Source organism: Streptomyces sp. JLBG701 (assembly GCF_058544905.1).
In genome coordinates, this window is sequence record NZ_CM178588.1 from 9,430,769 (window position 1) to 9,448,716 (window position 17,948).

14 protein-coding genes and 1 tRNA gene are annotated in these 17,948 nt (G+C 68.7%); 10 read left to right on the plus strand and 5 right to left on the minus strand.

Going from position 1 to position 17,948, the window contains the following annotated elements; all coding sequences use genetic code 11:
- Positions 1 to 167: 167 nt before the first annotated feature.
- From AC5DRG_RS43175 to AC5DRG_RS43195, 5 genes are all read left to right on the plus strand, one after another.
- Entirely contained in the window at positions 168 to 647 is a 480-nt protein-coding gene (locus AC5DRG_RS43175; RefSeq protein ID WP_491805319.1) for a formate dehydrogenase subunit gamma, read from the plus strand.
- A complete protein-coding gene (locus AC5DRG_RS43180) occupies positions 644 to 2,365 on the plus strand; it encodes a formate dehydrogenase beta subunit (RefSeq protein ID WP_491805320.1) in 1,722 nt (573 codons plus the stop codon). Before AC5DRG_RS43175 ends, AC5DRG_RS43180 begins: the two co-directional genes overlap by 4 nt.
- On the plus strand, positions 2,362 to 5,178 hold the full coding sequence (gene fdhF / locus AC5DRG_RS43185; RefSeq protein WP_491805321.1) for a formate dehydrogenase subunit alpha: 2,817 nt from the start codon (positions 2,362 to 2,364) through the stop codon (positions 5,176 to 5,178). Before AC5DRG_RS43180 ends, fdhF begins: the two co-directional genes overlap by 4 nt.
- A gap of 25 nt (positions 5,179 to 5,203) precedes the next feature.
- Positions 5,204 to 5,416: a formate dehydrogenase subunit delta gene (locus AC5DRG_RS43190; protein WP_491805322.1), complete on the plus strand. Its 213-nt coding sequence runs from the start codon at positions 5,204 to 5,206 to the stop codon at positions 5,414 to 5,416.
- A 79-nt stretch (positions 5,417 to 5,495) separates the two neighbouring features.
- Positions 5,496 to 6,425 (plus strand): LysR family transcriptional regulator, encoded by a 930-nt coding sequence (locus AC5DRG_RS43195; protein WP_491805323.1) that lies wholly within the window; start codon positions 5,496 to 5,498, stop codon positions 6,423 to 6,425.
- Positions 6,426 to 6,531: 106 nt separating this feature from the next.
- Here AC5DRG_RS43195 and AC5DRG_RS43200 read toward each other — a convergent pair whose 3' ends face one another.
- Positions 6,532 to 8,112, minus strand: a complete 1,581-nt coding sequence (locus AC5DRG_RS43200) for a FadD7 family fatty acid--CoA ligase (protein ID WP_491805324.1) — start codon at positions 8,110 to 8,112, stop codon at positions 6,532 to 6,534.
- A gap of 254 nt (positions 8,113 to 8,366) precedes the next feature.
- Here AC5DRG_RS43200 and oxc point away from each other — a divergent pair, with 254 nt between their 5' ends.
- Together oxc and frc are read left to right on the plus strand one after the other, a co-directional pair.
- The gene (oxc, locus tag AC5DRG_RS43205) at positions 8,367 to 10,118 is read left to right on the plus strand and encodes an oxalyl-CoA decarboxylase (RefSeq protein ID WP_491805325.1); all 1,752 of its coding nucleotides are present in this window, start codon (positions 8,367 to 8,369) and stop codon (positions 10,116 to 10,118) included.
- 58 nt (positions 10,119 to 10,176) lie between these two features.
- Positions 10,177 to 11,433 (plus strand): formyl-CoA transferase, encoded by a 1,257-nt coding sequence (frc, locus tag AC5DRG_RS43210; protein ID WP_491805326.1) that lies wholly within the window; start codon positions 10,177 to 10,179, stop codon positions 11,431 to 11,433.
- A gap of 69 nt (positions 11,434 to 11,502) precedes the next feature.
- On the opposite strand, the gene AC5DRG_RS43215 is transcribed toward frc, so the two are convergent.
- Positions 11,503 to 11,928, minus strand: a complete 426-nt coding sequence (locus AC5DRG_RS43215) for a PAS domain S-box protein (RefSeq protein ID WP_491805327.1) — start codon at positions 11,926 to 11,928, stop codon at positions 11,503 to 11,505.
- A gap of 180 nt (positions 11,929 to 12,108) precedes the next feature.
- Between AC5DRG_RS43215 and AC5DRG_RS43220 the strand changes: the two genes are divergently transcribed.
- Positions 12,109 to 12,193, plus strand: a tRNA-Leu gene (locus AC5DRG_RS43220).
- A gap of 961 nt (positions 12,194 to 13,154) precedes the next feature.
- On the opposite strand, the gene AC5DRG_RS43225 is transcribed toward AC5DRG_RS43220, so the two are convergent.
- Positions 13,155 to 15,155, minus strand: a complete 2,001-nt coding sequence (locus tag AC5DRG_RS43225; RefSeq protein WP_491805328.1) for an RICIN domain-containing protein — start codon at positions 15,153 to 15,155, stop codon at positions 13,155 to 13,157.
- A gap of 44 nt (positions 15,156 to 15,199) precedes the next feature.
- The gene (locus AC5DRG_RS43230) at positions 15,200 to 15,559 is read right to left on the minus strand and encodes a hypothetical protein (RefSeq protein ID WP_491805329.1); all 360 of its coding nucleotides are present in this window, start codon (positions 15,557 to 15,559) and stop codon (positions 15,200 to 15,202) included.
- 162 nt (positions 15,560 to 15,721) lie between these two features.
- Between AC5DRG_RS43230 and AC5DRG_RS43235 the strand changes: the two genes are divergently transcribed.
- Both AC5DRG_RS43235 and AC5DRG_RS43240 read left to right on the plus strand, forming a co-directional pair.
- Positions 15,722 to 16,591: a helix-turn-helix domain-containing protein gene (locus tag AC5DRG_RS43235; protein WP_491805330.1), complete on the plus strand. Its 870-nt coding sequence runs from the start codon at positions 15,722 to 15,724 to the stop codon at positions 16,589 to 16,591.
- The gene (locus AC5DRG_RS43240) at positions 16,588 to 16,773 is read left to right on the plus strand and encodes a DUF397 domain-containing protein (protein WP_491805331.1); all 186 of its coding nucleotides are present in this window, start codon (positions 16,588 to 16,590) and stop codon (positions 16,771 to 16,773) included. The genes AC5DRG_RS43235 and AC5DRG_RS43240 overlap by 4 nt, the downstream gene beginning before the upstream one ends.
- Before the next feature lie 85 nt (positions 16,774 to 16,858).
- Here the strand turns inward: AC5DRG_RS43240 and AC5DRG_RS43245 are convergent, their stop codons facing one another.
- Positions 16,859 to 17,878, minus strand: coding sequence for a LacI family DNA-binding transcriptional regulator (locus tag AC5DRG_RS43245; protein ID WP_491805332.1), 1,020 nt, complete (start codon positions 17,876 to 17,878; stop codon positions 16,859 to 16,861).
- Positions 17,879 to 17,948 lie beyond the last annotated feature (70 nt).

The following is a 17,948-nucleotide window of genomic DNA, read 5'->3' on the forward strand; positions in this document are numbered from 1 at the left end:
CTGGTCGGCGGCCTCCCGGACGCGCCAGGGGATTCCAGGGCGCAGTCTGCTTGATCGGGTCTGGAATGGGTCCTGATTGAGTTCTGTATACAGAAGCCTGTATGAGGTATTGTCTCAGTCTCCTGCAGCCCTCGCCGGGGACCCGTGTGACGGAAGGCGAAGCGATCATGACGACCAGCGGGAGTGACGTGACGGTCGAGAGCGTGGTCCGGAGAGTGGTGGCCCGGCACCGGGGCCAACGCGGTGCGCTGCTGCCCGTACTGCACGCCGTTCAGGCCGAGTTGGGCCATGTGCCGCAGGAGGCGATCCCGGTGCTCGCCGACGAGCTCAACCTCTCCCGCGCGGACGTCCACGGAGTGGTGACCTTCTACCACGACTTCCGCCGCGCGCCCGCGGGCCGCACCACCGTCCGCATCTGCCGAGCCGAGGCATGCCAGGCCCTGGGCGCCGACCGCCTGCTGGACTACACCCGCGAGGCCGGCCTGACCCTGGGGGAGACGACGGCGGACGGTGCGGTCACCGTCGAGCAGGTCTTCTGCCTCGGCAACTGCGCACTCGGCCCGTCGGTGGAGGCGAACGGCCGACTGTACGGACGCGTCGGCCCCGCCCGACTCGGCTCGATCCTCAACGGGACGGTCTCCTCATGAACGACTCCTCGCACACCACGACGACACCGCACTCCACGACGACACCGCACTCCACGACGACACCGCACTCCACGACGACACCGCACTCCAGGGCGGCAGCTCACGCCACTTCGACCGCACACTCCACGGCGACGGTCTACGTCCCCCGCGACTCGGCGGCGAAGTCCGTCGGCGCGGACGAGGTCGCGCAGGCGCTCCAAGACGCCTCCCGCCGCGGGGACTTCGGCATCGACGTCGTACGCAACGGATCGCGCGGCATGCTCTGGCTGGAGCCGATGATCGAGATCGTGACCCCACAAGGCCGCGTCGGCTACGGGCCGGTGGCCCCCGAGGACGTGGACGGACTCCTGGCCGCGGGCATGCTCGACGGGGCGGACCACCCGCTGCGACTCGGCCTCGTGGACGAACTGCCCTGGCTGGCCCGCCAGAACCGCGTCACCTTCGCCAGAGTCGGGATCACCGACCCCCTGTCGCCGCAGGACTACGAGGCACACGGCGGCCTCGCGGGCCTGCGCGCCGCCCTGGAACTCCCGCCCACCGACGTGGTCGCCGAGGTCACCGCATCCGGACTGCGCGGCCGGGGCGGCGCCGGATTCCCGGCCGGCATCAAATGGAAGACCGTGCTCGAATGCGCCGACGAGCTGAAGTTCGTCTGCTGCAACGCCGACGAGGGCGACAGCGGAACCTTCGCCGACCGGATGGTCATGGAGGGCGACCCGTTCATGCTCATCGAGGGCATGACGATCGCCGCGCACGCGGCCGGAGCGAGTGAGGGCTACCTCTACATCCGCTCCGAATATCCGGACGCGATCGCCACGATGCGCGCGGCGATCGAGATCGCCCGCGAACACGGCTGGCTCGGAAGGAACGTCCTCGGCTCCGCACTCGACTTCGACCTGCATGTCCGCGTCGGCGCAGGCGCGTACATCTGCGGCGAGGAGACCTCCATGCTGGAGAGCCTGGAGGGCAAGCGCGGCATGGTCCGCGCGAAACCGCCGATCCCCGCGATCGAGGGCCTGTTCGGCAAACCGACCGTGGTGAACAACGTCCTCACCCTGGCCACCGTGCCCGTCGTCCTCGCCGAGGGCGCGAAGGCGTACCAGGAACTCGGCGTCGAACGCTCCCGAGGCACCCAGGTGTTCCAGCTCGGCGGCAACATCGCGCGTGGCGGCATCGTGGAGACCGCGTTCGGTATCACCCTGCGCGAACTCATAGAGGAGTACGGCGGCGGGACCCACACCGGACGCCCGGTGCGCACCGTGCAGGTCGGCGGGCCGCTGGGGGCGTACCTGCCGGAGTCGATGTTCGATCTGCCCATGGACTACGAGGCGTTCGCGGAAGCCGGTGCGATGGTCGGCCACGGCGGCATCGTCGTCTTCGACGACAGCGTCGACATGGCCGCACAGGCGCGCTTCGCGATGGAGTTCTGCGCCGAGGAGTCCTGCGGCAAGTGCACACCGTGCAGGGTCGGTTCGGTACGCGGCGTCGAGGTCATCGACAAGATCGTGGCCGGTACGCACCGGGACGAGAACCTGGCCCTCCTCGAAGACCTCTGCGACCTGATGACCGAGGGCTCGCTGTGCGCGATGGGCGGGCTGACACCGATGCCCGTACGCAGTGCGCTGGCCCACTTCCCCGACGACTTCCTCGGCGGCCGTCGACTGCTGGAGATCCAACCCGTACGAGCGAACGGCGTAAGGACGGAGGGAACGGCATGACACTCCTCAAGGAACCCGACTTCGGAACCCCGGAACGGCCCGGTCCGGCGACGGTGTCGGTAGAGGTGGACGGCCTGTCGGTGACCGTCCCGGAGGGCACGTCGGTGATGCGCGCCGCCGCCCAAGCCGGCGTCGAGATACCCAAGTTGTGCGCCACCGACAGCCTTGAGGCGTTCGGCTCCTGCCGACTCTGTGTGGTGGAGATCGACGGCCGGCGCGGCACCCCGGCGTCCTGCACCACACCGTGCGCCGACGGCATGAAGGTGAGCACCCAGACGCCGAAGGTGGAGAAGCTCCGCCAGGGCGTCATGGAGCTGTACATCTCCGACCACCCCCTCGACTGCCTCACCTGCCCGGCCAACGGCGACTGCGAACTCCAGGACATGGCAGGTGTGGTGGGGCTTCGGCAGGTCCGCTACGGCTACGAGGGCGCCAACCACCTCGACGCCGAGAAGGACACCTCGAACCCCTACTTCGACTTCGACCCCTCCAAGTGCATCGCCTGCTCCCGCTGCGTACGGGCCTGCGACGAGGTGCAGGGCACGTTCGCGCTCACCATCGAGGGACGCGGCTTCGACTCCAAGGTCTCGCCGGGCGCCGGCGAGACCTTCATGGACTCCGAGTGCGTCTCCTGCGGGGCCTGCGTACAGGCCTGCCCGACGTCGACCCTTCAGGAGAAGTCGGTCGTCGAACTGGGCATGCCGACAAGGTCAGTTGTGACCACTTGCGCCTACTGCGGTGTCGGCTGCTCGTTCAAAGCCGAGCTGCGCGGCGACGAACTCGTGCGCATGGTGCCGTACAAGGACGGCGGCGCCAACGAGGGCCACTCCTGCGTGAAGGGCCGCTTCGCCTTCGGCTACGCCACCCACCCCGACCGCGTCCTCAAGCCGATGGTCCGCGACCGGATCACCGACCCCTGGCGCGAAGTCGAGTGGGACGAGGCGATCGGCACGGTCGCCCGTCGCATGCGCGAGATCCAGAACCGGTACGGATCGAGCGCGGTCGGCGCGATCACCTCCTCGCGTTGCACCAACGAAGAGGTCTACGTCGTACAGAAGATGGTCCGTGCCGCCTTCGGCAACAACAACGTCGACACCTGCGCCCGCGTCTGCCACTCCCCGACGGGATACGGCCTCAAGCAGACCTTCGGCGAGTCGGCCGGCACCCAGGACTTCCGGTCGGTGGCAGAGGCCGACGTCATCGTGGTCATCGGTGCCAACCCCACCGACGGGCACCCGGTGTTCGCCTCCCGGATGAAGCGCCGGCTGCGCGAGGGCGCCAAGCTGATCGTCGTAGATCCGCGCCGCATCGACCTCGTGCGGTCGCCGCACATCGAGGCACAGCACCACCTCCAGCTCAGGCCGAGCACCAACGTCGCCGTCGTCAACGCCATGGCGCACGTCGTCGTCACCGAGGGCCTGGTCGACCGCGCTTTCGTGGACGCGAGGTGCGAAGGCTTCGACGACTGGGCCGAGTTCATCGCCCGCCCGGAGAACAGCCCGGAGGCCGTCGAACCGATCACCGGCGTCCCGGCCGAGGAACTCCGCGCCGCCGCAAGGCTGTACGCGGAAGCACCCAACGGGGCCATCTACTACGGCCTCGGCGTCACCGAGCACAGCCAGGGCTCGACCATGGTCATGGGGATGGCCAACCTCGCGATGGAGTGCGGGAACATCGGCCGGGACGGCGTCGGCGTGAACCCCCTGCGCGGTCAGAACAACGTCCAAGGCTCCTGCGACATGGGCTCGTTCCCGCACGAACTGCCCGGCTACCGCCACGTCTCGGACGACGCGGTGCGCACCGTCTTCGAGAACCTCTGGGGCGGAACTCTCCTGGCCGAACCGGGACTTCGCATCCCGAACATGTTCGACGCGGCGATCGACGGCACCTTCCGCGGACTCTTCGTCCACGGCGAGGACATCGCCCAGTCCGACCCGAACCTCAAGCACGTCACCGCCGCGCTCGAAGCCATGGAACTGGTCGTCGTACAGGACCTGTTCCTCAACGAGACCGCCAAGTTCGCCCACGTCTTCCTCCCCGGTGCGTCCTTCCTGGAGAAGGACGGCACGTTCACCAACGCCGAACGCCGCATCAACCGGGTACGCGCGGTGATGAAGCCGAAGACCGGCAAACACGAGTGGCAGATCGTCAGCGAGATCGCATCCGCCATGGGGTATGCAATGTCCTACGACCATCCGAGCCAGATCATGGATGAGATCGCCTCGGTCACACCGACGTTCACCGGGGTGTCGTTCGAGGTCTTGGACAAGCTCGGCAGCGTCCAGTGGCCGTGCAACGAGGCGGCACCGGAGGGCACGCCGATCATGCACGTGGACGAATTCGTGCGGGGCAAGGGCAGGTTCGTGGTCACCTCCTACGTCCCGACCAACGAGCGCAGCACCCGCCGCTTCCCGCTGGTCCTCACCACGGGACGGATCCTCAGCCAGTACAACGTGGGCGCGCAGACCCGTCGTACGGGCAATGTGGCATGGCATCCCGAGGACATCCTGGAACTGCACCCCCACGACGCCGAGGACCGCGGCATCACCGACGGCGACATGGTCACCCTGGCCAGTCGCGTCGGGCAGACGACCCTGCGTGCCGAGCTCTCCGACCGGATGCCGACCGGGGTCGTGTACACGACCTTCCACCACCCCGTCACCGGCGCCAACGTGGTGACCACCGAGAACTCCGACTGGGCGACCAACTGTCCGGAGTACAAGGTGACCGCCGTACAGGTCGCGCTCGCGCGCCCGGACCGGCACACCGACACGGAAGTCACCGACAACGACCTCGTCACGGTGGTGGATTGAGTGGTGGATCGGGTGGTGGTTTGAGATGACAGCGACCGTGCCGTCCGAGCGCAGGATGGCCAACGACATCGCCAGAAACCTCGCACACCTGCCGGCCGACCGGGCCGCCGAGGAGATCGCGGGCCACATCGGCAGGTTCTGGGATCCGCGCATGCGCACCAGGCTGTACGAATTCGTCGACGCCGGAGCCGACGGACTCGACCCCCTGGTGGTGGCCGCCGTGAAGCTCCTGCGTTGATCCGTGTGAGCTCCTCGCGGGCCGGAGTTCCGTATGCTCGAACGAAGATCGCGGGGGCCTCGCTCGAAGGGAGTCGTTCATGCTGTTCCGGCAGCTCGAATACTTCGTGGCGGTGGCGAGGGAGCGGCATTTCGCCCGGGCGGCGGAATCCTGCTACGTGTCCCAGCCCGCGCTCTCGGCGGCGATCGCCAAGCTGGAGCGGGAGCTGAACGTCACGCTGATCAACCGCGGGCACAACTACCAGGGCCTCACCCCGGAAGGCGAACGGCTCGTCGTGTGGGCCAAGCGGATCCTTGCCGAGCAGGACGCGTTCAAGGCCGAGGTGGCCGCCGTGCAGTCGGGCATCACGGGGACGCTGCGCCTCGGCACGGACCCGACGGCGTCGACGACCCTGGCGCTGCCCGTGGCCGCGTTCTGTGCTGCGCACCCGCTGGCCAAGGTGCAGGTCCGTTCCCGGCTCTCGACGAAGGAACTCCACCGTCAGCTACGGGACTTCGAGCTGGACGTGGCGATCGCCCACTTCGATCCGGGCGACCAGGAAGGGCTGCAGGTCGTTCCGCTGTACCAGGAGCGGTACATGCTGCTCGTCTCGGACGATCAGCTGACCTCGCAGGCCTCCACCATGACCTGGGCGGACGCGGCCCAGCTGCCGCTGGCGCTGCTGACGCCCGACATGCGGATCCGGCAGATCGTCGACACCGTGTTCGCGGACAAGGGGTATGTGGTGACGCCGCAGGTGGAGACGGACTCGATCGCCTCCCTCTACGCGCATGTGGGCGGTGGTGGGTGGGCGAGCATTGTGCCGAACACGTGGTTGCGGGCGATGCCGGTGATCGGGCGGACGCGCGCGCTGCCGCTGGTTGACCCGGAGGCCGGGGCCCAGGTTTCGGTGGCGATCCATGCGGGGACCCCCGGGTCGGTCGCCGCCCGGGCGTTCGTCAATGCGGCCACCGGGTTGTCGCTGGACGACTTCTTCGACGGGCCGTTGCCGATGCGCTCCGCTGGTTAGGCAGTTCGTTTACCGCGGGCCGGTGGGGGCTGGTCGCGCAGTTCCCCGCGCCCCTTTGGGGCGCTGCCGTACCGTCGGCAATTAAGGACCATGCCCCTGCCCCCTGTCACTGCGCGTATCGCACCTGCACGGCCTTCCGGTCCAGGCCCCCCTTCGCGGTGTGCGGCAGAGCGTCGGTCAGTTCCAGTTGGTCGGGTACCTCGAAGGCGGCCAGGTGGTCGCGGCAGTACTGGAGGATCTCCTCCAGCCCGATGTTCTCGCCCTCGCGCACCACCACGGCGGCGCCGACCCGCTGCCCGTACGTCGCGTCTGGTACGGCGAACACGGCCGCCTCGGCGACTCCCGGGCAACCGGCGAGGATGTCCTCGACATACTCGGGCGAGATCTTCTCGCCGCCCCGGTTGATGAGGTTCTTGATCCGACCGGTCAGGGACAGGTAGCCGTCCTCGTCCAACGCGCCCAGGTCACCGGTGTGCAGCCACCCGTCGACGAAGGTGTACGACGTCTCGTCCCGGGCGGCGAGATAGCCGCGGGCGACGGTGGGACCGTGCACCCACACCTCGCCCTCGACGCCCGCCGGACACGGACGCCCACTGCGGTCCACGACCCGGACCTCGACCCCGGTCGCCCGGCCGACCGACCCCTGTTTCAGCGCTCCCCGCTGCGGCAGAGGCTCACTGGTCGCCTGATGGGTGGACTCGGTCATGCCGTAGGCGGACAGCAGCGGTGCGCCGAACGTGCGCTCCAGCGCCCGCTGCGTGGCGGTGTTGAGGGGGGCGCTGCAACTTCGTACGAACTTCAGGGGCGGCGTCTGCGGGCCCGGGTACTCCCTCTCGGACCGGTCCAGGAGGATCTCGTGGATGGTCGGGACCGCGGTGAACCAGGTGGCCGCGGCGGCCCGCATGTCGTCCCAGAACGTGCCCGCCGAGAACCGTCCCCGCGCGGGCAGCAGGACACAACCCCCACTGGCCAGAGACGCCAGCAGTGCCGCGAACAGCCCGTGGCCGTGAAAGAACGGCATCACCGCGACCGTCGCGTCACCGGGGCCCAACTCGTAGGTGGCGCAGATGGTTTGGAGGGAAGCAGCGATGTTGGCGTGCGTCAGTGGGACCATCTTCGCCCGGTCGGTGGTGCCGGCCGTGAACAGGACGAGGGCGTCGCGGCTCGACAATTCGCCTGACGCACCCTGGACTTGGGGCGCGGCGTACACATCCGGCTCCAGTGCGACCGCCGCCGTGCCCGCGCTGGAGGCGTCAACCCGTAGGGGCCACGCCGGCACGGGCAGCCGGGCAGCGGTCGCGTCCGGTCCGAGGAGAACCGCCCGTGCGCCCAACGCCTCCAGCCGCGCGGCGAGTTGGGACCCGGGCAGTGCGGGGTCCAGCGGAGCGACCACCAGACCGGCGCGCGCCGCACCGAGCAGCGCGACGACGAACTCCGCGGTGTTGGCGCAGATCAGGCCGACCGCGTCACCGCGACGCAGCCCCGTTCGATGGAGACGTACCGCCACCTCGTCCGCGAGGACTGCGAGCGCCCGGTAGGACAGGTGCACCCGGTCTCTGCCGACGACGAGGGCACGGGCGTACGGGCGTTCGCGGACCTGTCGGTCGAGAAGATCGACGAGGCCCGTGACCGTCGGAGGCCGGTACCGGTTCGCGTCGCGCACGGATGCCGCCGCCGGAGCGGCCATGACCCCACCTCCTCGCGCCCAATCGGACGAAGCCGTCCTCTGCGAGCCTGCGGTGGCGCACGGGGCACGTCCAATACGTACTGGCGAACGCCCGATAGCAACCGTCTATCAAGGGAGTTGCGGCGCTCCCACCAGCCATCGATAGATGCTGTTTATCAGCTGGTCGCCGATGGGTCTTGGACGCGGGCAGGCGCGCTGCGGATGGTGAGAGGAGTAGCCGCACGGCAGGACCTGCCCAAGGAGGACCTCGGACCATGACCGCCCCCTCGACCCTGGAGACCGCGGCAACAGCCGACGTTCCGACCGAGCTCACCGACGGGTATCACCTGGTCGTCGACGCGCTCAAGATGAACGACGTCGACACCATCTACGGGGTGGTCGGCATCCCGATCACCGACCTGGCCCGCCTCGCCCAGGCACAGGGCATCCGCTACATCGGCTTCCGGCACGAGAGCAACGCCGGACACGCGGCCGCCGCCGCCGGCTACCTCACCAAGAAGCCGGGCGTGGCGCTGACGGTCTCGGCACCGGGCTTCCTCAACGGTCTGGTCGCGCTGGCGAACGCCACCACGAACTGCTTCCCCATGGTCCAGATCTCCGGCTCCAGCGAGCGCCACCTCGTCGACCTCAAGCAGGGCGACTACGAGGAGATGGACCAACTCGCCGCCGCGCAGCCGTTCGTGAAGGCCGCCTACCGGGTGAGCCGGGTGGAGGACATCGGCCGCGGTATCGCCCGCGCGCTGCGCACCGCGATCTCCGGGCGCCCCGGCGGTGTCTACCTCGACATCCCCGCCGCGGTGCTCGGCTCCATCCTGCCCGCCGAGGCCGGCGCCAAGACGCTGAGCCGCCTCGTCGACCCGGCGCCGCGCCAACTGCCCGCGCCCGAGGCGGTGGACCGCGCGATCGAGCTCCTGGCGAGTGCCGAACGGCCGCTGGTGGTCCTCGGCAAGGGAGCGGCGTACGCCCAGGCGGACGCCAAGATCCGGGAGTTCATCGAGTCCACGGGCATCCCGTATGTGCCGATGTCGATGGCGAAGGGCCTGCTGCCCGACGACCACCCGCAGTCCGCGGCCACCGCCCGTTCGATGGCGCTGAAGAAGGCCGACGTCGTGATGCTCGTCGGCGCCCGCCTCAACTGGCTGCTCAACCATGGCGAGGGGCCGTCGTGGAACCCCGAAGCGAAGTTCATCCAGGTGGACATCGAGCCCAAGGAGATGGACAGCAACCAGCCCATCGCCGCCCCGCTCGTCGGTGACATCGAGTCGGTGCTCGACGCGCTCGCCGAGCGGACCAAGCCCGGCCAGATCGCTGCCCCCGCCGCCTGGCGCGAGGAGTTGGGCGCGCGTTCGGCGCAGAACGTCGCCAAGATGGCGAAGCGCCTTGAGGCCGACCCGCACCCCATGCAGTTCATGGGCGCCCTGAAGGCCGTACGCGATGTACTGCATACACGCCCCGAGACGTACCTCGTCAACGAGGGCGCCAACGCGCTGGACATCGCGCGCAACGTCATCGACATGCACGTACCGCGTCACCGCCTCGACAGCGGCACCTGGGGCGTCATGGGCATCGGTATGGGATACGCAATCGCCGCCGCCGTCGAGAGCGGTGCACCGGTCGTGGCCGTGGAGGGCGACAGCGCCTTCGGGTTCAGCGGCATGGAACTGGAGACGATCTGCCGCTACAAGCTGCCCGTCGTCACGATCATCATGAACAACGGCGGTGTCTACCGCGGCGACGACGTCAACCCGCTCGACGACGCACCGTCCCCGACGACCCTGATGCTCGCCGCCCGCCACGACCTGATGATCGAGGCGTTCGGCGGCAAGGGCTACCGCGCGACCACGCCCGCCGAGGTCACCGCCGCCCTCACCGAGGCACTGGCCTCGGGCGGCCCGGCGCTCATCGACTGCGTGATCGACCCCTCGGCCGGCACCGAGAGCGGCCACATCTCGCACCTCAACCCGAAGGGCATCACCGTCGGCAACATCACGGCGGCGAAGAAGTAAGCGCCTTCACCCCTCAACTCCCTCCCCGCACGCGTTCATTCACGAGAAGGAAGCCAACATGAGTGAAAAGCCGCTCGCCGGAATCAAGGTGATCGACTTCACCGGGGTACAGGCCGGTCCCGCATGCACCCAGATGCTCGCCTGGTTCGGCGCCGACGTCCTGAAGGTGGAGCGCCCCAACGGTGGTGACGTCACCCGCAATCAGCTGCGGGACATCGAGGACCTGGACGCGCTGTACTTCACGATGCTCAACAGCAACAAGCGCTCCCTCGCCATCAACACCAAGACCGCCGAGGGCAAGGAGGTCCTGGAGAAGCTCATCACGGACGCCGACGTCCTGGTGGAGAACTTCGCCCCGGGCGCCCTGGACCGTATGGGCTTCTCCTGGGAGCGCATCCAGGAGCTCAACCCGCGCCTGATCTTCGGCTCGGTCAAGGGCTTCAACGACCAGTCCTCCTGGAACGACCTCAAGGTCTACGAGAACGTCGCCCAGTGCGCGGGCGGCGCCGCCTCCACCACCGGCTTCTGGGACGGCCCGCCGACCATCTCCGGCGCCGCTCTCGGCGACACCAACACCGGTATGCACCTGGCGATCGGCATCCTCACCGCGATCATCGACCGCAACAAGACCGGCAGGGGCCAGAAGGTCTCCGTCTCCATGCAGGACGCCGTGCTCAACCTCTGCCGGGTCAAGCTGCGCGACCAGCAGCGCCTGGAGCGGGTCGGCTACCTGGAGGAGTACCCGCAGTACCCGAACGGCGAGTTCACCGACGTGGTGCCGCGCGGCGGCAACGCGGGCGGCGGCGGCCAGCCCGGCTGGGTGCTCAAGTGCAAGGGCTGGGAGACCGACCCGAACGCGTACATCTACTTCACCGTCCAGGAGCAGAACTGGAAGCGCACCGCCGAGGCGATCGGCCACCCCGAGTGGGCCGAGGACCCGGAGTACGCCACCGCGCGCGCCCGTCAGTCGCACATCTTCGAGATCTTCGCGGAGATCGAGAAGTGGCTCGCGGACAAGACCAAGTACGAGGCGGTGAACATCCTGCGTGAGTGGGAGGTGCCCTGCGCCCCGGTGATGAGCATGAAGGAGATCGCCTACGACGAGGACCTGCGCAAGAGCGGCACCGTCGTCGAGGTCGAGCAGAAGGGCCGTGGCACGTACCTGACCGTCGGCAGCCCGGTGAAGTTCTCGTCCTTCAAGCCGGAGGTCGCCGGTGCCCCGCTGCTGGGCGAGCACAGCTCCGAGGTCCTGGTCGAGCTGGGCTACGACGAGGAGACCATCGGCAGGCTGAAGGAGAGTGGGGTCATCGTCTGACCCGGACCACGCAAACGGAAGCGGCCGTGGCCCGAAGGCCACGGCCGCTTCCATGTCGTCCTCTGCGGCTCAGACCGTCGCCTCGGCCCGCCGCCGCATCAGCTCCCGCTCCCGTTCGCGTCGCGCGGTGACATCCCGGATGACCGCTCCTACGTACGTGCCGCCGTCGAGCGCCGGCAGCAGCATCACGCTGAACTCGATGGACAGCTTGCGGCCGTCCGCGGCCAGTGCGGGAACGGCCAGGAGGTCCGCCTCCCCGTACTTGGTGGACCCTCGGTCCATTGCCTCCTCGAAGCCGTCCCAGTGACGCTTCCGGTGCTTCTCGGGGATGATCACGTCCAGACTGCGACCGGCCACGTCGTCCGCCGAGAACCCGAAGATGCGCTCCGCACCCCGGTTCCAATAGCGGATGAGTCCCTCGCCGTCGATGATCACTATGCCGTCGGGTGCCTGGGCGGCCATACCCAGCACCACCGCGGGATCCAGATCTTCCATGTCGCCTCCGAGCCGGGGCCATTGGTGGCAACAGTATACAGAATACAGTCGTCACGAGCCCCGATCGTGCCGCGGACCGCCTCCCGGGCGACGGATATGCAGGTGAAAGGCGCTCCGAAAGCTTGGTATTGTTGTCCATGTCGCCGCGGGGAACACCCCCGGTCAGGCGGCAGACACCTAGTCCGGGTGGCGGAATGGCAGACGCGCTAGCTTGAGGTGCTAGTGCCCTTTATCGGGCGTGGGGGTTCAAGTCCCCCCTCGGACACGTACTCAGCGCACACGACTGGTGCCGGCCGAGCTTCGGCCGGCACCAGTCGTGTTTCGTGGTCGTACGTCAAGCGCAGTCCGAGTTGGCGGTAGAGCTCCACCTTGTGGCCTGGGTCGGCTCGGCGCAGGAGGGCCAGTAGGCCGCCGACGCTCTCCACGACGCTGCGGATCTCCTCGCGGTCCATGAGGACTGTCGGTCGCCGCCACAGCCGCGCTGACCGAAACCAAGGGCGCCCCCCCCTCACTCTCGCACCCCTCCACCTGGACGACCCGCGGCTCGGCGAGGCGGTGTAGCCGGTACTCCCGCCCGGCGTGCTCGACCACTAGGGCGCCGGCGTCCACGGCGTGCTCTTCGGCCAGTCCGCGTTCGCGACCTGCGCCCTCGCCTCCGAGCACAACGTGGTCAAGGTTGACCCGGCGGCCTCGTTGCGGATTCCGAGAAGGGCACCACTCTCAAGCCCGTGAGCGGGGGCACCGATGTTCCTCTCGTACGAGGGTGCCGACCTGACGTATGAGGAGTACGGCTCCGGCGAGCCGCTGCTGTTGATCCACGGCTCCTGCGCCGAGGCGGCGGCGGGGTCGGCCACCGGGTCATCGCCTACGATCGCCGCGGCTATGGCGTCTTCGCGCACCCTCCGGCGCGCGACCACCGGCGTAATGTCGCGGACGCGGTGGCGATGCTGGAGCAGGTCGCCATGGTGCCGGCCACTGCGCGCCGGCCATCTCGCCGTGGAGCAGCCCGACGCCGTACAGGTCGTGCTGAGCACGCATCTCAGTACTGCGTAACCAGGTAACCCCTGAGCGGCGGCGATGGTTGCACGGTGGGCACTTGCGTGCGGTGGATCCGGTTCTGTGCCAGCCGGTTGTCGTTGCTGCTGCCGAGTGCGGGCAGCCGGTGGCTCTGGTTGCCCGCACTCGGGTTCATGCCTGCCGCGAGGGCTACGAGACCGTGGCGGAGGTCAGTTGAGCGTCCATCTCTGGTTGGTCTGGCCGTTGCAGGTCCACAGGATCATCTTGGTACCGTTCGCGGTCGCGGCCCCGTCGGCGTCCAGGCAGAGGCCCGACAGGTTGTTGGTGATGCTGCCGTTGGAGTTGACGGTCCACTTCTGGTTCGTGCCGTTGGTGCAGTCCCAGAGGATGACCTTGGTGCCGTTGGTGGTGCCGTTGTTGTCGGCGTCCAGGCACTTGTTGCCGTAGACGACGAGCTCGCTGCGCGAGGTCTGGGTGAAGGTCTCGTTCCGCCCGCCGAAGCAGTCCCACAGGATGGCCTGGCTGCCACCTGCGACAGTGTTCTTCTCGAAGCCGAGGCAGCGGTTCGAGGCGGCACCGGTGAGCGCGACACCGTTGGTGCCGGGGACCCCCTGGACGCGGATGGCGTCGATGTCGGGAGCGGTGCTGCCGGAGACGGCGGCGAACGTCACGGTGTTCGTTCCCTTGGCCATGTGGGCCAGCACGGACACGGTCCGGTAGGTGGTGGCGGAGCCGGTCGGCGGGAAGGACGCCTGGTACTTGTACTGGCCGTTGACCTGGATGGTGGCCTTACGGGCCGAGCTGCCGCCGTTGGCGTAGGTGACGTCGACCAGCTTGGTGCCCGCGGCGCCGGTGGTGACGCCGGTGAAGGTGGGCGTGGTGGCGGTGCTGGTGTCCTCGTACGTCGAACCGGACGCCTCGGTGCCGGAGACCGTGAGCAGCACGGCGTCGTTCGCCGGGACGGTCGTGGAGTAGCTGGTGGCGAAGGAGCCGGCGTCGCTGCGCGACCAGGCGTTGCGCACGGAGGCGGAGGCGGTGGTCAGACCGAGGTCGGCCCAGCGGACGGTCATCGAGGCGGCGGAGCCGGTGCGGTTGAGCAGCAGCACGGCGCGCTTTCCGCTGCCGGAGAGCACCTTCGAGTACACCTGCAGGTTCCGGGTGTCCTCGGCGACCTTGACGCCCTGCAGGCCGCGCGTGTCCTGGTCGATGGCGAGGACTTCGGGCTGGGTGAGGATGTCGCGGGTGGTGGTGCTCATCGTGGCCAGGTTGTTGCCGGCCAGCATCGGGGCGCCGGATATCGCCCACAGGCTCATGTGCAACCGGTTCTGGGCCGCGCTCAGACCGTTCATGCCGACCATCAGCATGTCGGGGTCGTTGTAGTACCCGGTGTGCTGGGCCGCGGGGTGGATGGCCTGGTCGAAGTTGGTGAGCATCTTGGCCGTGTCCGGGGTCTGGCCCCAGAAGATGATGTCGTTGCTGGTGCGCCACAGGTCGCCGGTGCCCGTTGCCCAGTTCCACGTCAGGCCGGTGCCCCACTCGCAGACGGACAGGACGAGTCTGCGGCCGGTGACGGCGCTCGCGGCGTCGTGGGCGGCGGCGATCGCCTTGTACGTCGCCTCCTGGTTCAGGCCTTCTTCGCGGCCGCCGCAGAAGTCGATCTTGACATAGTCGAAGCCCCAGCGCTGGAAGGTCTCCAGGTCCTGCTGATAGTGGCCCTCCATACCGGTGTTGGGGGCGGCGGGGCGGGTGGTGGGGTAGTAGTAGCCGCAACCCTGCTTGCCCGCGTCGGTGTAGATGCCGGCCTTGAGACCCTTGCTGTGGATGTAGTCGGCCATCGCCTTCATGCCGCCGGGCCACAGGTTCTCGTCCACCACGATGTTGCCGTTGGCGTCGCGGGCGCCCTGCCACCAGCCGTCGTCGAGGTTGACGTACTTGTAGCCGGCGGCGGCCATGCCGGAGGAGACCAGGGCGTCGGCCTGGGCCTTGATGGTGTTGTAGTCGATGCTGCTGGCGAAGCTGTTCCAGGAAGCCCAGCCCAACGGCGGCGGTGTGACGCCGATCTGGTTGGTGCTGACGGCGGCCGGATCAGGGGACAGGGGGACCGACGGTGTCTGCCGGTCGAGGGTGGCCAGACCGGCGAGGGTGAGGGCGAGGCCGAGGACCTGTGCGGCGATGCGTCTGGGCCATCTCCGTGCGATCTTGTTTGACATGGGGCCTTCCGTGCGGAGAAGGGATCATTTTCCAAAGAAATCCATCACATGGCAGCCGAGAAGCGTGTCCACGTCAAGAGGCGGAACAGGAAAATCCGTTGTCCGGTGGGGAGTTCTGTTGTTCCGGCCGTTGCCGGTGACCGCGAGACCCCCGCCAGGGTGAACTGGCGAAGCGGCCCGAAGCCTGCGGAGGACGTGGCGGCGGGGCCGGGACGGTCGTGCTGTCCCGCGCCGCGTTCGGCGACGATTTGCACGGCCCGTTCGGTGACGGCGGGTGACACCTGCCGGGCCTGGAGCCGCTCGACGGTGGGGAGTCGGGCGAGGCGGGCGCCGCGGTGGGTGGAGGAGAGTTGCTGGGCGAAAGTGTGTACGGTAACCGGGATTTGGGGCGTGGGGGCGTTCATGGGGCAACCGTGGCGGGCGCGTGGGTGCGTCTTCCGGGGATGCAGTCCGTACGGTGCGTCAGCGTACGGGGACATTCTGTAGACGGTACGCCGATCTTGCCGTCACTCTGGGTGAGTCGATCGCGGGGAACAGCGCACGTACGCACCTGGAGGTGGCCGCGTATGAACGACGGCACGGAGAGCATGGACGACGATGACCTGACGGCCGGTGAGGTGGAGCGGGAGCCCGACCCCTCCGACAGTCTGCGGACCTTCGGGGCCGTCGTCCAGGCCCTGCGTGAACACGCCGGGCTCAGCCGCGCGGAGTTCGGGGACCGGGTCCGGTTCTCCAAGCACACGGTGGAGTCCGTGGAGTTGGGGCGGCGGATGCCGGACGAGTCCTTCGTGGAGCTGGGGGAGGAGGCGACGGGGAACACGGGGGCGCTGCGGAAGTCGGCGAAGTTCCTGACGCGAGGGGACGTGGGGCTGGCGGCGTGGTTCCGGCGGTGGGCGCGGCTGGAGAGGATCGCGGTGAGCCTGTGCACGTATGAATGCCGGTTGGTGCCAGGGTTGTTGCAGTCGGAGGGGTATGCGCGGGCGGTGTTCGGGAACAGCGTTCCGCCGTTGTCGGACGACCAGTTGGAGGCCCAGGTCGCTGCTCGACTGGAACGCCAGAAACTGTTGCGCGAGAGGCCGAACGTCCCGTTCAGCTTCATCGTGGAGGAGCACATCTTCCGGCGGCGGCTCGGTGGAACCGAGGTGACGCGACGCTTGCTCGATCATGTGCTGGAACTCACGGCCCCGCGCAACGTGACGCTTCAGATCATGCCGCTGGACGCCGAGTTCCACGCGTGCCTGGACGGCCCTGTGCGGCTTCTGGAGACGCCGGAGCGTCGGCGGCTCGCGTACTCGGAAGGACAGCAGAACGGGCGCCTGATCAGCGACGCGAAACAGGTGAGCCTCCTCTACCAGGCCTATGACACACTGCGCTCGCAGGCCCTGAACCCCCAAGACTCGCGGGGTCTGTTGGAGCGACTGCGAGGAGAGCTATGAGCACGACGGAACTCGCCTGGTTCAAGTCCAGCTACAGCGGCACCCAGGGTGACGACTGTGTGGAGGTCGCCGTCACCGAACAGGCCATCTGCGTACGGGACTCCAAGGACGTTGCACGCCCTCACTTCGCGGTCGGGCGTGACGGCTGGACGTCGTTCGTACGGTTCGCCGCACACGGCTGAGCCCTTCGGGCGGGTCCAGCCGTACCGGGGTTCGGTCCGGCGGGCCCGGGCGGCGCCAGGGTGACCCTGCAGCCGGCGGAGGGTGTCATCCCGCCCGCCCTACGGCAGCCGTAGACCCCCGCACCACCAACCGGCAACTGAGCCGGATATGCAGAGGCTCCGGCAGGCCGCCCAGGACGCGGAGCATCAGGCGGGCCGCCTCCGCCCCTATCTCGTGCTGCGGGGTGCGGATCGTGGTCAGGGGGGTGGCCATGCGGTCGAGCATCGGCATGTCGTTGAAGCCGATGACGGACAGGTCGCGGGGGCAGTCGAGGCCCGACTCGGTGAGGGCGTCGAGGACGCCTAGGGCCATCAGGTCGTTTCCGGCGAGGACAGCCGTGGGGCGGGGGCGCAGGTTCAGTGCCGTATGGGCGGCGGAGCGGCCCGCCTCCGTGGAGTAGCTGCTGCCCGTCACCACCGGGCAGTCGCGGCGGTCCAGGCCCAGTTGGTCCACCGCGTCCAGGAAAGCTCGGTGGCGCAGATGGCCGGTGGACAGGTCCTGGGGGCCCGCGAGATGGGCGATGCGTCGGTGGCCCAGCTCGGTGAGGTGGCGTACGGCGTCCCGTACGCCCGTCGCGTCGTCGCCGGTCACGCTGGAGTGGCGGGGGCTGTCGGTGATGCGGTTGAGGAGGACGAGCGGGGTGTCCGCGTCGGCCAGGCGGTCCAGCAAGGGGTGTTCCCGGCGCGCGGTGGCGACGATGAAGCCGTCGCTGCGGCGGCCCTGGAGCATCGAGACGAGCCGCTCCTCCAGCTCGGGGTCGTTGTCGGTGTCGGTGAGCAGGGCCAGGTGGTCGGCGGCGCGCAGGACCTCTTCGATGCCGCGCACGATCGGGGGGAACAACGGGTTGGCCAGGTCGGGGATCAGTACGCCGATCGTGCGTGAGCGGCTGGTGCGCAGGCCGCGGGCAAGGGAGTTGGGCTCGTAGCCGAGTGTCTCCGCGGCCCGGACGACTCGGCGGACGGTGTCCGGGGCCACCCGGTGGCGTGTCGCCGGGTTGAGCGCCTTGGAGGCGGTTCCGGGGTGGACGCGCGCCTCGCGCGCCACATCGGCCAGCGTGACGCTCACCGTGCGCCGCCCCTTGACGGGCTGTCGACGCGTTCATAGTGTCCTGAGCCTGAAGACAAACGATTGTCGT

Bases quoted from the DNA above. Each gene is read 5' to 3' on its own strand.
- AC5DRG_RS43225 (WP_491805328.1), bottom strand. From the start codon at position 15,155: ATGTCAAACAAGATCGCACGGAGATGGCCCAGACGCATCGCCGCACAG.
- AC5DRG_RS43240 (WP_491805331.1), top strand. From the start codon at position 16,588: ATGAGCACGACGGAACTCGCCTGGTTCAAGTCCAGCTACAGCGGCACC.
- AC5DRG_RS43190 (WP_491805322.1), top strand. From the start codon at position 5,204: ATGACAGCGACCGTGCCGTCCGAGCGCAGGATGGCCAACGACATCGCC.
- frc (WP_491805326.1), top strand. From the start codon at position 10,177: ATGAGTGAAAAGCCGCTCGCCGGAATCAAGGTGATCGACTTCACCGGG.
- AC5DRG_RS43200 (WP_491805324.1), bottom strand. From the start codon at position 8,112: ATGGCCGCTCCGGCGGCGGCATCCGTGCGCGACGCGAACCGGTACCGG.
- AC5DRG_RS43180 (WP_491805320.1), top strand. From the start codon at position 644: ATGAACGACTCCTCGCACACCACGACGACACCGCACTCCACGACGACA.
- fdhF (WP_491805321.1), top strand. From the start codon at position 2,362: ATGACACTCCTCAAGGAACCCGACTTCGGAACCCCGGAACGGCCCGGT.
- AC5DRG_RS43215 (WP_491805327.1), bottom strand. From the start codon at position 11,928: ATGGAAGATCTGGATCCCGCGGTGGTGCTGGGTATGGCCGCCCAGGCA.
- AC5DRG_RS43230 (WP_491805329.1), bottom strand. From the start codon at position 15,559: ATGAACGCCCCCACGCCCCAAATCCCGGTTACCGTACACACTTTCGCC.
- AC5DRG_RS43195 (WP_491805323.1), top strand. From the start codon at position 5,496: ATGCTGTTCCGGCAGCTCGAATACTTCGTGGCGGTGGCGAGGGAGCGG.
- AC5DRG_RS43235 (WP_491805330.1), top strand. From the start codon at position 15,722: ATGAACGACGGCACGGAGAGCATGGACGACGATGACCTGACGGCCGGT.
- oxc (WP_491805325.1), top strand. From the start codon at position 8,367: ATGACCGCCCCCTCGACCCTGGAGACCGCGGCAACAGCCGACGTTCCG.
- AC5DRG_RS43175 (WP_491805319.1), top strand. From the start codon at position 168: ATGACGACCAGCGGGAGTGACGTGACGGTCGAGAGCGTGGTCCGGAGA.